The organism is Enterobacter sp. MF024, from assembly GCF_005843915.1.
Classification (GTDB): Bacteria; Pseudomonadota; Gammaproteobacteria; order Enterobacterales; family Enterobacteriaceae; genus Enterobacter; species Enterobacter barmai.
The window spans coordinates 20,546-34,237 of sequence record NZ_VCBB01000013.1 but is presented as its reverse complement, the minus strand read 5'-3'; the positions used below and the strand labels follow the sequence as shown (position 1 = coordinate 34,237).

General features: G+C 52.7%; 11 protein-coding genes. 5 read left to right on the top strand and 6 right to left on the bottom strand.

Annotation, left to right across the window (positions count from 1 at the left end; all coding sequences use genetic code 11):
* Nucleotides 1–2: 2 nt before the first annotated feature.
* The 6 genes from FFB58_RS18245 to FFB58_RS18220 all read right to left on the bottom strand — a co-directional run bounded on the left by FFB58_RS18245 (nucleotide 3) and on the right by FFB58_RS18220 (nucleotide 6,459).
* Complete coding sequence (locus FFB58_RS18245) at nucleotides 3–329, bottom strand: cytochrome o ubiquinol oxidase subunit IV (protein ID WP_032616827.1); 327 nt, start codon at nucleotides 327–329, stop codon at nucleotides 3–5.
* Nucleotides 329–943, bottom strand: coding sequence for a cytochrome o ubiquinol oxidase subunit III (locus tag FFB58_RS18240; RefSeq protein WP_138370623.1), 615 nt, complete (start codon nucleotides 941–943; stop codon nucleotides 329–331). The genes FFB58_RS18245 and FFB58_RS18240 overlap by 1 nt, the downstream gene beginning before the upstream one ends.
* Nucleotides 933–2,924, bottom strand: coding sequence for a cytochrome o ubiquinol oxidase subunit I (gene cyoB, locus FFB58_RS18235; RefSeq protein ID WP_039032374.1), 1,992 nt, complete (start codon nucleotides 2,922–2,924; stop codon nucleotides 933–935). Before cyoB ends, FFB58_RS18240 begins: the two co-directional genes overlap by 11 nt.
* 16 nt (nucleotides 2,925–2,940) lie before the next feature.
* Nucleotides 2,941–3,888, bottom strand: coding sequence for a cytochrome o ubiquinol oxidase subunit II (gene cyoA / locus FFB58_RS18230; protein ID WP_039032375.1), 948 nt, complete (start codon nucleotides 3,886–3,888; stop codon nucleotides 2,941–2,943).
* Between the two features lie 473 nt (nucleotides 3,889–4,361).
* Entirely contained in the window at nucleotides 4,362–5,837 is a 1,476-nt protein-coding gene (ampG, locus tag FFB58_RS18225; RefSeq protein ID WP_039032376.1) for a muropeptide MFS transporter AmpG, read from the bottom strand.
* A 43-nt stretch (nucleotides 5,838–5,880) separates the two neighbouring features.
* On the bottom strand, nucleotides 5,881–6,459 hold the full coding sequence (locus tag FFB58_RS18220; RefSeq protein ID WP_039032377.1) for a lipoprotein: 579 nt from the start codon (nucleotides 6,457–6,459) through the stop codon (nucleotides 5,881–5,883).
* Nucleotides 6,460–6,763: 304 nt separating this feature from the next.
* Here FFB58_RS18220 and bolA point away from each other — a divergent pair, with 304 nt between their 5' ends.
* The 5 genes from bolA to lon all read left to right on the top strand — a co-directional run bounded on the left by bolA (nucleotide 6,764) and on the right by lon (nucleotide 13,536).
* Complete coding sequence (bolA, locus tag FFB58_RS18215) at nucleotides 6,764–7,081, top strand: transcriptional regulator BolA (protein WP_039032378.1); 318 nt, start codon at nucleotides 6,764–6,766, stop codon at nucleotides 7,079–7,081.
* Nucleotides 7,082–7,412: 331 nt separating this feature from the next.
* The gene (gene tig / locus FFB58_RS18210) at nucleotides 7,413–8,711 is read left to right on the top strand and encodes a trigger factor (RefSeq protein ID WP_039032379.1); all 1,299 of its coding nucleotides are present in this window, start codon (nucleotides 7,413–7,415) and stop codon (nucleotides 8,709–8,711) included.
* Between the two features lie 260 nt (nucleotides 8,712–8,971).
* Nucleotides 8,972–9,595, top strand: coding sequence for an ATP-dependent Clp endopeptidase proteolytic subunit ClpP (gene clpP, locus FFB58_RS18205; RefSeq protein WP_032616835.1), 624 nt, complete (start codon nucleotides 8,972–8,974; stop codon nucleotides 9,593–9,595).
* A 127-nt stretch (nucleotides 9,596–9,722) separates the two neighbouring features.
* A complete protein-coding gene (gene clpX, locus FFB58_RS18200; RefSeq protein WP_039032380.1) occupies nucleotides 9,723–10,997 on the top strand; it encodes an ATP-dependent protease ATP-binding subunit ClpX in 1,275 nt (424 codons plus the stop codon).
* A gap of 184 nt (nucleotides 10,998–11,181) precedes the next feature.
* Nucleotides 11,182–13,536 (top strand): endopeptidase La, encoded by a 2,355-nt coding sequence (gene lon, locus FFB58_RS18195; protein ID WP_039032381.1) that lies wholly within the window; start codon nucleotides 11,182–11,184, stop codon nucleotides 13,534–13,536.
* The last annotated feature ends 156 nt before the right edge of the window (nucleotides 13,537–13,692 follow it).

Here is a 13,692-nt window from a genome sequence, read left to right as displayed (position 1 = left end):
TCTTAGTGAACCATCATGTTGTAGTTGAGGTTCCACATAATCCAGATGGATCCGACTACCAGGATTGCGATGATAATCACGGTAAAGATGAATGCTGTCATATTCCAGCCTTCATCAGACTTGGTGTTCATGTGCAGGAAGCAAACCAGATGCACCAGAATCTGCACTACCGCAGTAACCAGGACAGTGCCCAGGATCGCCGCGTGAGAAGCAGTACCGCTCATCACCATCCAGAACGGGATGACCGTCAGGATGATCGACAGGATAAAACCTGTCATGTAGGTTTTTACGCTGCCGTGGGAAGCGCCATGATCGTTAGAATGACTCATTACATCGCCCCCATCAGATACACAACAGAGAACACACAGATCCAGACCACATCCAGGAAATGCCAGAACAGGCTCAGGCACATGATACGGGTGCGGTTAGTGCTGGTCAGGCCGCGACGGGATACCTGGAACATCAGTACCGCCATCCAGATCAGACCGGACGTTACGTGCAGACCGTGTGTGCCTACCAGCGCGAAGAACGCAGACAGGAAGCCACTGCGATCCGGGCCGAAGCCTTCTGCGATCAGGTGATGGAATTCATAGATTTCCATCCCGATAAATCCAGCACCGAACAACCAGGTCAACGCCAGCCAGGAAACAACCTGGCTCTTGTTGTTTTTGTACATGGCGATAGCCGCCATGCCGTAGGTGATGGAGCTGAACAGCAGGAGTGCGGTTTCAACCAGAACGAACGGCAGCTCGAAAATGTCCTTGCCGGTCGGGCCGCCCGCTGTGCCGTTCACCAGAACGGCATAGGTCGCGAACAGACAGCAGAACAGGATGCAGTCGCTCATCAGGTAGATCCAGAAGCCGAAGACTTTCATCGGCCCTGTATCGTGGTGCCCGTGATCATGCGCATGGGCGGTCGCGTGGGTTAAAGTATCAGTTGCCATTTTTCAGCCCCGCTTTAGCAATCTCGTCGAAATGCTGTTTTTCCAGGATTTCAACTTCACGGACTGGTACGTAGTAGTCCACGTCCTCATCAAAGCTCTTCACAATCCAGCTGATTACGATGCCAGCAAAGCCGACGATCGCAAGCCACCAGATGTGCCAGATCATTGCGAAACCAAATACCGTAGCGAAGGCGGCGATAACAATGCCCGCACCGCTGTTTTTCGGCATGTGGATCTCTTCGTAATGCGCAGGCTGCTTATACGCTTCGCCTTTCTCTTTCATTTCCCAGAATGCATCACGCTCATGAATGTGCGGCACAACGGCAAAGTTATAGAACGGCGGTGGAGAAGAAGTTGCCCACTCCAGCGTACGGCCACCCCATGGGTCACCGGTCAGGTCACGGTTCTGATCGCGGTCGCGAATAGAGACGTAGAACTGAATCAGCTGAGACGCGATACCACAGGCAATCAGAACGGCGCCGCCCGCTGCAATCATCAGCATTGGGTGGAACTGCGGATCGATCTGCTGGCTCAGACGACGGGTCATACCCATGAAGCCCAGCACGTACAGCGGCATAAATGCCACGAAGAAGCCGATGATCCAGAACCAGAACGCGCGTTTACCCCAGGTTTCGTTCAGCGTGAAGCCGAACGCTTTTGGCCACCAGTAGGTTACGCCAGCGAAGCAGCCGAAGACGACACCGCCGATGATAACGTTATGGAAGTGCGCAATCAGGAACAGGCTGTTGTGCAGAACGAAGTCAGCACCTGGAACAGCCAGCAGTACGCCGGTCATCCCGCCTACGGAGAAGGTCACGATGAAGCCGATGGTCCACAGCATTGCTGAGTGGAACACGATACGGCCCTGGTACATGGTGAACAGCCAGTTGAAGATCTTAACCCCGGTCGGGATTGCGATGATCATGGTGGTGATACCGAAGAAGGCGTTTACGTTCGCGCCCGCACCCATGGTGAAGAAGTGGTGCAGCCAAACGATGAACGACAGGACGGTAATACACACGGTTGCCCACACCAGCGAGGTGTAACCAAACAGACGTTTACGCGAGAAGGTTGCTGCGATTTCGGAGAACACACCGAAGACCGGCAGAACCAGGATGTACACTTCCGGGTGACCCCATGCCCAAATCAGGTTGATGTACATCATCATGTTGCCACCCATATCATTCGTGAAGAAATGGGTGCCCAGGTAACGATCCAGGGTCAGCAGCGCGATGGTGACGGTCAGAATTGGGAACGACGCGATAATCAGGATGTTGGCGCACAGAGATGCCCAGGTAAATACCGGCATCTTGAACATGGTCATGCCAGGGGCACGCATCTTGATAATGGTCACGAAGAAGTTAATACCGGTCAGGGTAGTACCGACACCGGAGAGCTGCAGCGCCCAAATCCAGTAATCAACACCTACGCCAGGACTGTATTCAATTCCAGAAAGCGGCGGATAGGCCAGCCAACCGGTCTGCGCGAACTCACCGACGCCCAGAGACAGGTTAACCAGAATCACACCGACAACCGTGAACCAGAAGCTCAGGTTGTTCAGGAACGGGAACGCAACGTCACGCGCGCCGATCTGCAGCGGCACAACAACGTTCATCAGACCGATAACCAGCGGCATCGCTACGAAGAAGATCATAATCACGCCGTGCGCGGTAAAGATCTGGTCGTAGTGGTGCGGCGGCAGGAAGCCTGCTTCGCCAGCGGAGGCAAGCGCCTGCTGGCTACGCATCATGATCGCATCCGCAAAGCCACGAATTAACATGACGATACCGACGATGCAGTACATGATACCGAGTTTTTTGTGGTCGACCGAAGTCAGCCACTCATTCCACAGGTAGCTCCACTTACCGAAGTAAGTGATCAGGCCAACTAAGGCCGCGCCACCAATGATAATTGCAGCAATCGTAACCATGATAATGGGTTCATGGTACGGCACTGAATCCAGTGTCAATTTTCCGAACATTTTCTTCCTCGGCCCCTTAGTGAGCGGTTTCCGCGTGGCTCATGTCCATGCCTTCCATACCTTCGTGCGCGCTGTGCTCGCCTTCAGGCTGGGTCACGTCCATGCTCATGCCATGTCCCATAAATTTGCCAATAACATCTTTGAACAAATTCGGTTTCACGTTAGAGAAGTACTCCACTTTGTTGTATTCGCTAGGCGTTGCCACTTTGTCGAACGCGGCCATGTCAGACATGGTGTTCGGGGACTGTTTCGCTTTAGCAACCCACTGGTCGAAAGCGGCACGGTCAGGCGTGGCAATGGCTTTGAACTTCATACCTGAGAAGCCCGGGCCACTGTAGCTGGCGGAGATACCGTCATAGGTGCCTGCTTCATTCGCGATCAGGTGCAGGTTAGTCTGCATACCGGCCATCGCGTAAATCTGGCTGCCCAGACGCGGGATAAAGAAGGAGTTCATCACGGAGTTAGAGGTGACTTTGAACTCTACCGGAGTGTTCGCCGGGAAGGCGATTTCATTCACGGTAGCAATGCCCTGTTCCGGATAGATGAAGAACCATTTCCAGTCCATGGAGACCACTTCGATGGTGATAGGTTTCTCATCGTGAACCAGCGGTTTGCTCGGCTCAAGCGCGTGAGTGGTTTTCCATGTCAGTACGGCCAGGAACAGGATGATCAGGATAGGCACCGTCCAGACCACAGCTTCCACTTTATTGGAGTGTGACCAGTTAGGGCTATACTTCGCATCTTTATTGCTCGCACGGTACTTCCACGCAAAACCAACAGCCATCAAAATGGCAGGAATAACGACGATCATCATCAGGCCGAAAGCCGTCAGAATCAGGGAACGTTGTTCCAGTCCAATCTGTCCTTTGGGGTCCAGAAGCGCAGAATCACAGCCACTGAGTAAAACAGTGCCTGCAATTAACGACAACCAGCCCAAACCTTTATTGTATTTCCTAAGTGTCATTTAACGACCTCAATTCCACGGGGACCTTGGTGGCGTTTAAAGTGTGGGGGCATTTTACGGGAAGGTTACATTACTGTAAACATGATTAGGCCTGTGTCAGGAACGTGTTACCGGGTTCTGCCGGATAAGTCACACATGTTGCAAAATATGACCATTTCCAGATGGGAGTCCCGCCGCACGCGGCTTATAACGAATCCAGCCCTGTCTGGGGGGCAAAAAGGGTAATTGGTATAACCATTGTGAAAAAGATACAAATAATTAACAATTAATTATCAATAAAAAGACAAACAAAAAACGGAAAATTAATCTTTCGTTTGCTGAATCGGTTAACGAAATTAGTGCTTATTATAGCTTCCAATAATTTCCGGAATTCTAAGACGCACAAAACAACAAATATTTTTTTTAATAGGACAGGTTTATTTGCCGTTATAATTTCGCAGGGTGATTACAACGGCAAATAACGTTTTTTTATTTTAAGCCGCCTGGGTTTTTCGCATTGCCAGATAGTCGAGCAGTGCCCCGGTCACGATGCCGACCAGCGCCAGCAACGCCCCAACATCAAGCAGCAGCAGGGCAAAAGGCAGATCGAGTGCGGTGGTGGCATTGATAATCAGCACAACCAGCCACAGCGCCAGCATCAGACAGCCCGCCAGCAATACGCGTAAGGCGAAGCGATAGGCCGACGGGTAGAGCGTCCTTTCCATAAAGTGTTCGGTCTGCTGGGTATATTCCAGCGAACGACGGCATATTAATAACAGGAGCAGCCCTGGAATAGCCGCAAACACAGAAAACAGATAGAACTCCGCCCAGCCATGCGCTTCAACAAACCAGCCCGCGATAGGGCCGACGTAGACCCGACCCACCGCAGAGAGCGCAGATAGCAGGGCGAACTGCGTGGCAGAGAAGGATTTATTGCACAGGGTCATCAGCAGCGCGACAAAGGCGGCTGTCCCCATCCCGCCACACAGGTTTTCGAAGAACACCGCCGCCGCCATGCTGAGCATATGCTTATCGGTGATGGAGAGCAGCCAGTAACCTGCGTTGGATACTCCCTGAAGAATGCCGAATATTAGCAGGGCGCGGAACAGGCTTAAGCGCTGCATTAGTACGCCGCCGTACAGCGCGCCGATAATCGTGGCAATCAGCCCCAGGGTTTTGTTCACGACCCCCACCTCGCCGGCATCAAAGCCCACGCCGCGGATCAGGAAGGTCGTTGTCAGACTCATCGCAAACGCATCGCCAAGTTTATACAACACAATCAGCAGCAGAATGAGCCAGGCGTTGTTGCGGCCAAAGAAGTCGCGCAGCGGTTCAGCGACAGCCTGTTCCAGGGAGCGCGGAACGGGGATCACATCGCTCGGCTCCGGGGCAAGGAACGTGGCGATCATGCAGGGAATAAGCAGGGCGGCCATCAGCCAGTACATTCCCTGCCAGCCGAGGTATCTGTCTGCCAGCCATAGCGCCAGTCCGCCCGAGACCAGCATACCCAGACGGTAGCCGAGCACGCTGATAGCGGCACCGGCTCCACGCTCTTCGGCTGAAAGCACGTCCGTTTTCCAGGCATCAAACACGATATCCTGCGATGCGGAACAGAAGGCGATTACCACCGCCAGCGCGGCCATCCAGCGAAGCTGTGACGCCGGTTCAAGGAAGCCCATGGCGGCAACCGCCAGCAGCAGCATCGCCTGGGTCATCAGCAGCCAGCCACGACGCCTGCCGAGGAAAGGCGGCGTGTAGCGGTCCATCATGGGTGACCACAGGAACTTAAACACATAGGCCTGGCCGACCAGAGAGAAAAAGCCGATGGTTTTAAGATCGATATTTTCGACGGTCATCCACGCCTGTAGCGTGCCGGAGGTCAGGGCAAGAGGTAAACCGGAGGCGAAACCAAGGATCAGCAGGATAGCTGATTTAGGCTGCTGGAAAATACGTAAATATTGACTGGACATGGGTTAAAACTGACCCGACCGGGAGTCGGGTCAGCGGGCAGACTTAACGTGCGTTCTGCTTGATGAACTCGTGAATGCTGGTGTCCTGCGCCATGTCGGCGATGGTGTCGGTCAGCACGCTGTTAACCGCGTTAGCAATGTTCTGGTTGGAAGCCTGGAAGGCACCTTCAACGGAGTAGCTTGCACGGTAGTTTTTGTTCATCTTATTGCCGTTCTTCGCGGTAGCGATGATGGCGATATCGGCTTTGGTGGCGATGTTATAGCGCACGTTGCCCTGAGAGACGTCTGCATACAGGTTGTTCACGATGATCTGCAGATCGACCGCGCCGCTTGGGCCAATCATATAACCGCGGGAGGTCATCTGCTTCTCAAGCACTTCCTGCAGCAGGAAACGCAGGTCGCGGGAAGCGGTCAGGGTGACCACCTGGTTGTCGCGGGTGACTTTCGCCAGCGCCTGATCGCGACGCTGATCCGCACCGTTGATGCTCACGGTCACGCCCATCAGGCTTGGATCCTGCTGCGGCAGAGTGATTTTTGGTGAAACATCAATGGTGGTTGGTGGAGTTGCGCAGCCCGCCAGCATAAACAGGGCGACTAAAGGGAAAAAGAGTTTTTTTAACATGTTCAGGCTCTCAAGGAATCGTAAGCATATATAGAAAAAAATTGCCGCCATCATAACATCGCCAACGGCAAGGGGAAGTGGTCAACGCATGTAAATTCATCGCCTTGTCTGAAAACTGACCACCTGAAACGCTTTTCCGTTATTCTGGCGACAAATCGACGATTCCCTTATATGACTTCATACGGTTGAATGAGAAAATCAGACGAAAGCTAAATTTTTGTTGTCTTGTTGTTATGCAAGCGGTAAAAGCGGCTAACATTTAAAGGGATGGGTGACATCTCAGCGTTGTCGGAGGAGTAATTTCATGATGATACGTGAACAGATTGAAGATAAGTTAAGGGCGGCGTTTGAACCTGTGTTCCTTGAAGTCGTCGACGAAAGCTATCGTCATAACGTACCGGCAGGCTCTGAAAGCCACTTTAAGGTGGTGCTGGTCAGCGACCGTTTCGCTGGCGAGCGTTTTCTCAATCGTCACCGTATGATTTACGGAACCCTGACGGAGGAGCTCTCGACCACGGTCCACGCGCTGGCGTTACACACATATACGATCAAAGAGTGGAAGGGGTTACAGGATACGATTTTCGCGTCGCCGCCGTGCCGGGGAGCCGGGACGATCGCGTAATAAATCCTGTTTGCAACAACGGGAACTTTTCCAGTATGTTGCATAAAGAATACGTCAAAGCGGCCTGCGGGCCGTTTTGTTTTGTCCGGGTTTTGAGCCGGTGGCGCGATTTTAAGGCTAAAAATAGCCTTAAATTGTGAAAAAAGCCGCAGCAACATGCGCCAACCGTTCTCGACTCACTAAAGTGATGCCGCTATAATGCCGCGTCTTAATGAATGTCTTCGGGATGATTCTGGCGACAGGGAATGTGAATCTGCTACAAGAGAGCATCCCGGTATTGCGAGGCAAATTCAGAGTTGACCGAGCACTGTGATTTTTTTGAGGTAACAAGATGCAAGTTTCAGTTGAAACCACTCAAGGCCTTGGCCGCCGTGTAACGATTACAATCGCTGCTGACAGCATCGAAAACGCTGTAAAAAGCGAGCTGGTCAACGTAGCGAAGAAAGTCCGTATTGACGGCTTCCGCAAGGGCAAAGTACCGATGAATGTCGTTGCTCAGCGTTATGGCGCTTCTGTTCGCCAGGACGTGCTGGGTGACCTGATGAGCCGCAACTTCGTTGACGCGATCATCAAAGAAAAAATCAACCCAGCCGGTTCCCCGACCTATGTTCCGGGCGAATACAAACTGGGCGAAGACTTCACCTACTCCGTAGAGTTCGAAGTTTATCCAGAAGTTGAGCTGAAAGGTCTGGACGCGATTGAAGTTGAAAAACCAATCGTTGAAGTGACTGAAGCTGACGTTGACGGCATGCTGGACACCCTGCGTAAGCAGCAGGCAACCTGGAAAGACAAAGACGGCGCTGCTGATGCAGAAGACCGTGTCACCATCGACTTCTCCGGCTCTGTAGACGGTGAAGAGTTCGAAGGCGGCAAAGCGTCTGACTTCGTACTGGCAATGGGCCAGGGTCGTATGATCCCAGGCTTTGAAGACGGTATCAAAGGCCACAGCGCTGGCGAAGAGTTCACCATCGACGTGACCTTCCCGGAAGAGTACCACGCTGAAAACCTGAAAGGTAAAGCGGCTAAGTTCGCGATTACCCTGAAGAAAGTTGAAGACCGCGAACTGCCAGAACTGACTGCAGATTTCATCAAACGTTTCGGCGTTGAAGATGGTTCTGTTGAAGGTCTGCGTGCGGAAGTGCGTAAAAACATGGAACGCGAGCTGAAAGGCGCCGTGCGTAACCGCGTTAAGTCTCAGGCGATCGAAGGTCTGGTTAAAGCTAACGAAATCGAGATCCCGTCTGCCCTGATCGACAGCGAAATCGACGTTCTGCGCCGTCAGGCTGCACAGCGTTTCGGTGGCAACGAGAAACAAGCTCTGGAACTGCCACGTGAACTGTTCGAAGAGCAGGCTAAACGCCGCGTAGTTGTTGGCCTGCTGCTGGGCGAAGTGATTCGTACCCACGAGCTGAAAGCTGACGAAGAGCGCGTTAAAGGTCTGATCGAAGAGATGGCTTCTGCCTATGAAGATCCATCAGAAGTTGTTGCTTTCTACGGCAGCAACAAAGAGCTGATGGAAAACATGCGTAACGTCGCACTGGAAGAGCAGGCTGTTGAAGCCGTTCTGGCCAAAGCGAAAGTGTCCGAAAAAGCCACTTCCTTCAACGAACTGATGAACCAGCAGGCGTAATTCTGCCCGCTTCGTTTAAAGTTTGAGCGAAAAACCCGTTGCCGTCTGGCGACGGGTTTTTTTTATCACAGTTATAAATCACGAAGCGTGATAAAACGCTTTTTCAGTGTTAGCGTTACACCAAAAGATTGTTATGCTTGAAATAGGGCTGAGCCGCCCCCATTAGTGGGGAAGTAGTATTAAAGAGACTGGCTGATAATCCGTCCGCAAGGTTACAATCAGTACAGCAGGTATTTTCATTTTTTATCCAGGAGACGGAAATGTCATACAGTGGCGAACGAGATAACTTTGCACCCCATATGGCGCTGGTGCCAATGGTCATTGAACAGACCTCTCGCGGTGAACGTTCTTTTGATATCTACTCCCGTCTGCTTAAAGAACGCGTTATCTTCATGACCGGCCAGGTGGAAGACCACATGGCGAACCTGATCGTAGCGCAGATGCTGTTTCTGGAAGCGGAAAACCCGGAAAAAGACATTTACCTGTACATCAACTCCCCGGGTGGCGTGATCACCGCCGGGATGTCCATTTACGACACCATGCAGTTCATCAAGCCTGATGTGAGCACCATTTGTATGGGCCAGGCAGCATCAATGGGCGCATTCCTGCTGACTGCAGGGGCGAAGGGCAAGCGTTTCTGCCTGCCGAACTCGCGCGTAATGATTCACCAGCCGCTGGGCGGGTACCAGGGCCAGGCCACAGATATTGAAATTCATGCCCGTGAAATTCTGAAAGTAAAAGGGCGCATGAATGAACTTATGGCTCACCACACGGGTCAATCACTTGAGCAGATCGAGCGCGATACCGAGCGCGATCGCTTCCTGTCCGCACCAGAGGCAGTTGAGTACGGCTTAGTCGACTCCATTTTGACCCATCGTAATTGATGCCCACGACGCGGGTGTGCCGCTATACTATGGTAGGGCGGCACTTTGCTTACGAGCAGCTTGCGTCTGAGAATGGCATTTGCGTCGTCATGTGCGGCACAAAGAACTTAAAAAGAGGTTTTGACTCATGACAGATAAACGCAAAGATGGATCGGGCAAACTGCTTTACTGCTCTTTTTGCGGCAAAAGCCAGCATGAAGTGCGCAAACTGATTGCCGGGCCATCCGTGTATATCTGCGACGAATGTGTCGACTTATGTAACGACATCATCCGCGAAGAGATTAAAGAAGTTGCACCGCACCGCGAGCGCAGCGCGTTACCGACCCCGCACGAGATCCGTCATCACCTTGACGACTACGTCATCGGTCAGGAACAGGCGAAAAAAGTGCTGGCAGTGGCGGTGTACAACCACTACAAACGTCTGCGTAACGGGGATAACAGCAACGGCGTTGAGCTGGGCAAAAGTAACATTTTGCTGATCGGCCCAACCGGTTCCGGTAAAACCCTGCTGGCAGAAACGTTGGCACGCCTGCTGGATGTTCCCTTCACCATGGCTGATGCCACCACCCTGACCGAAGCCGGTTACGTGGGTGAAGATGTGGAAAACATCATCCAGAAACTGCTGCAGAAGTGTGATTACGATGTGCAGAAGGCACAGCGCGGTATCGTGTATATCGATGAGATCGATAAAATCTCGCGTAAATCCGATAACCCGTCGATCACCCGTGACGTTTCCGGTGAAGGTGTGCAGCAGGCATTGCTGAAGCTGATCGAAGGGACGGTTGCCGCTGTTCCGCCACAGGGTGGTCGTAAGCATCCTCAGCAGGAGTTCCTGCAGGTTGATACCTCCAAAATCCTGTTTATCTGTGGCGGCGCGTTTGCCGGTCTGGATAAAGTCATCGCTAACCGTGTTGAAACCGGCTCGGGTATTGGCTTTGGCGCTACGGTGAAAGCCAAGTCTGAAAAAGCAAAAGAAGGCGAACTGCTGATGCAGGTTGAGCCAGAAGATCTGATCAAGTTTGGTCTGATCCCTGAGTTCATCGGACGTCTGCCGGTTGTGGCCACGCTGACTGAACTGAGCGAAGATGCGCTGATTCAGATCCTGAAAGAGCCGAAAAACGCCCTGACCAAACAGTACCAGGCGTTGTTCAATCTGGAAGGCGTTGAGCTGGAATTCCGTGATGAAGCACTGGATGCGATTGCCAAGAAAGCAATGGCGCGTAAAACCGGTGCGCGTGGCCTGCGTTCTATCGTTGAAGCAGCCCTGCTCGATACCATGTACGACCTTCCTTCAATGGAAGAGGTCGAAAAAGTGGTTATCGATGAGTCCGTCATTGCTGGCCAAACCAAGCCGCTGCTGATTTACGGCACGCCGGAAGCGCAGCAGGCATCTGGCGAATAATTCACCAGACCATACAAGCAGTTAATCAAAAAGGGGGGATTTAATCCCCCCTTTTATTTTTCCGTAAACATGGCGTTGAATGTGTGGGAAACATCCCCATATACTGGATTACATGTTAATGGTTATGTGAAGCACAGTCTCATGACCAGCTTACCTGGCGGACACTAAACTAAGAGAGAGCTCTATGAATCCTGAGCGTTCTGAACGCATTGAAATCCCCGTATTGCCGTTGCGCGATGTGGTGGTTTATCCGCACATGGTCATACCCTTATTTGTAGGGCGGGAAAAATCTATCCGTTGCCTTGAAGCCGCCATGGATCATGATAAAAAAATCATGCTGGTTGCGCAGAAAGAAGCATCAACGGATGAGCCGGGTGTAAACGATCTTTTCACCGTCGGGACCGTGGCCTCTATTTTACAAATGCTGAAGCTGCCTGACGGCACCGTGAAGGTGCTGGTTGAGGGGCTGCAGCGTGCGCGTATTACCACGCTGTCGGATGATGGCGAACACTTTGCAGCAAAAGCGGAATACCTCGACTCGCCTCAGCTTGATGAGCGTGAGCAGGAGGTGCTGGTACGCACCGCGATCAGTCAGTTTGAAGGCTACATCAAGCTGAACAAAAAAATCCCACCAGAAGTGCTGACGTCGCTGAACAGCATCGACGATCCTGCGCGTCTGGCGGACACCATCGCAGCGCACATGCCGCTGAAGCTGGCTGACAAACAGTCCGTGCTGGAGATGTCCGACGTTAACGAGCGTCTGGAATATCTGATGGCGATGATGGAGTCTGAAATCGATCTGCTACAGGTTGAGAAACGCATTCGCAACCGCGTTAAAAAGCAGATGGAAAAATCTCAGCGCGAGTACTATCTGAACGAGCAGATGAAGGCCATTCAGAAAGAGCTCGGCGAGATGGACGACGCGCCGGACGAAAACGAAGCGCTGAAGCGTAAGATCGACGCGGCAAAAATGCCGAAAGAGGCGAAAGAGAAAGCGGAAGCCGAGCTGCAGAAGCTGAAAATGATGTCTCCGATGTCGGCTGAAGCGACCGTCGTACGCGGCTATATCGAGTGGATGGTGCAGGTTCCGTGGAACGCCCGCAGCAAGGTCAAAAAAGATCTGCGTCAGGCTCAGGAGATCCTGGATACCGACCACTACGGTCTGGAACGTGTGAAAGACCGCATCCTTGAGTATCTCGCGGTTCAGAGCCGTGTTAATAAGCTCAAGGGCCCAATTCTGTGCCTGGTAGGGCCGCCGGGGGTGGGTAAAACCTCTCTGGGACAGTCCATTGCCAAAGCCACCGGACGTAAATATATCCGTATGGCGCTGGGCGGCGTGCGTGACGAAGCGGAAATCCGCGGTCACCGTCGGACCTATATCGGTTCCATGCCGGGCAAACTGATCCAGAAAATGGCGAAAGTGGGCGTTAAAAACCCGCTGTTCCTGCTGGATGAGATCGACAAAATGTCGTCCGATATGCGCGGCGACCCGGCTTCTGCCCTGCTTGAAGTGCTGGATCCAGAGCAGAACGTGGCGTTCAGCGATCACTACCTTGAAGTGGACTACGATCTGAGCGATGTGATGTTCGTGGCGACCTCTAACTCCATGAACATCCCGGCACCGCTGCTGGATCGTATGGAAGTGATCCGTCTTTCTGGCTATACCGAAGACGAAAAACTGAACATCGCCCGTCGTCACCTGCTGTCGAAGCAGATTGAACGTAACGCACTGAAAGAGAGCGAACTGACCGTCGATGACAGCGCGATTATCGGCATCATTCGTTACTACACCCGTGAAGCGGGCGTGCGTAGCCTGGAGCGTGAAATCTCCAAGCTGTGTCGTAAAGCGGTGAAACAGCTGCTGCTCGACAAGACGTTGAAGCATATTGTGATCAATGGCGACAACCTGCACGAGTACCTCGGTGTTCAGCGCTACGACTATGGTCGTGCGGACAGCGAAAACCGCGTAGGCCAGGTGACCGGTCTGGCGTGGACGGAAGTGGGCGGCGATCTGCTGACCATTGAAACCGCCTGCGTACCGGGTAAAGGCAAGCTGACCTACACCGGCTCGCTGGGTGAAGTGATGCAGGAGTCCATTCAGGCTGCGCTGACCGTGGTGCGCGCGCGTGCGGAAAAACTGGGTATTAATCCGGACTTTTACGAAAAACGCGACATTCACGTTCACGTGCCGGAAGGGGCGACGCCGAAAGATGGCCCAAGCGCGGGTATTGCGATGTGTACCGCCCTGGTGTCTTGCCTGACCGGTAACCCGGTGCGTGCCGATGTAGCCATGACCGGTGAAATCACCCTGCGTGGTCAGGTATTGCCGATTGGCGGCTTGAAAGAAAAACTGCTGGCAGCCCACCGCGGTGGCATTAAAACGGTCCTCATCCCGCATGAGAACAAGCGCGATCTGGAAGAGATTCCGGACAACGTTATCGCCGATTTGGAGATCCATCCGGTGAAACGTATTGAGGAAGTTCTGACACTTGCACTGCAGAATGAGCCTTCAGGAATGCAGGTTGTGACCGCAAAATAGTGACCTCGCGCAAAGAGCGTCAATAAAAACAAGGCTGGTGAGCTATTTCGGGCTTGCCAGCCTTTTTTTGTATAGCTAATTTAGATTGCTGATTGGGCCAGCCATCAACAACGGGTGTTGTAAGGTCATGGCAGGCCTGATATAACTGCTGCGCGG

Excerpts from the sequence above, each read along its gene's own strand:
- FFB58_RS18245 (WP_032616827.1), bottom strand. The coding sequence starts at position 329 with ATGAGTCATTCTAACGATCATGGCGCTTCCCACGGCAGCGTAAAAACC.
- FFB58_RS18240 (WP_138370623.1), bottom strand. The coding sequence starts at position 943 with ATGGCAACTGATACTTTAACCCACGCGACCGCCCATGCGCATGATCAC.
- cyoB (WP_039032374.1), bottom strand. The coding sequence starts at position 2,924 with ATGTTCGGAAAATTGACACTGGATTCAGTGCCGTACCATGAACCCATT.
- cyoA (WP_039032375.1), bottom strand. The coding sequence starts at position 3,888 with ATGACACTTAGGAAATACAATAAAGGTTTGGGCTGGTTGTCGTTAATT.
- ampG (WP_039032376.1), bottom strand. The coding sequence starts at position 5,837 with ATGTCCAGTCAATATTTACGTATTTTCCAGCAGCCTAAATCAGCTATC.
- FFB58_RS18220 (WP_039032377.1), bottom strand. The coding sequence starts at position 6,459 with ATGTTAAAAAAACTCTTTTTCCCTTTAGTCGCCCTGTTTATGCTGGCG.
- bolA (WP_039032378.1), top strand. The coding sequence starts at position 6,764 with ATGATGATACGTGAACAGATTGAAGATAAGTTAAGGGCGGCGTTTGAA.
- tig (WP_039032379.1), top strand. The coding sequence starts at position 7,413 with ATGCAAGTTTCAGTTGAAACCACTCAAGGCCTTGGCCGCCGTGTAACG.
- clpP (WP_032616835.1), top strand. The coding sequence starts at position 8,972 with ATGTCATACAGTGGCGAACGAGATAACTTTGCACCCCATATGGCGCTG.
- clpX (WP_039032380.1), top strand. The coding sequence starts at position 9,723 with ATGACAGATAAACGCAAAGATGGATCGGGCAAACTGCTTTACTGCTCT.
- lon (WP_039032381.1), top strand. The coding sequence starts at position 11,182 with ATGAATCCTGAGCGTTCTGAACGCATTGAAATCCCCGTATTGCCGTTG.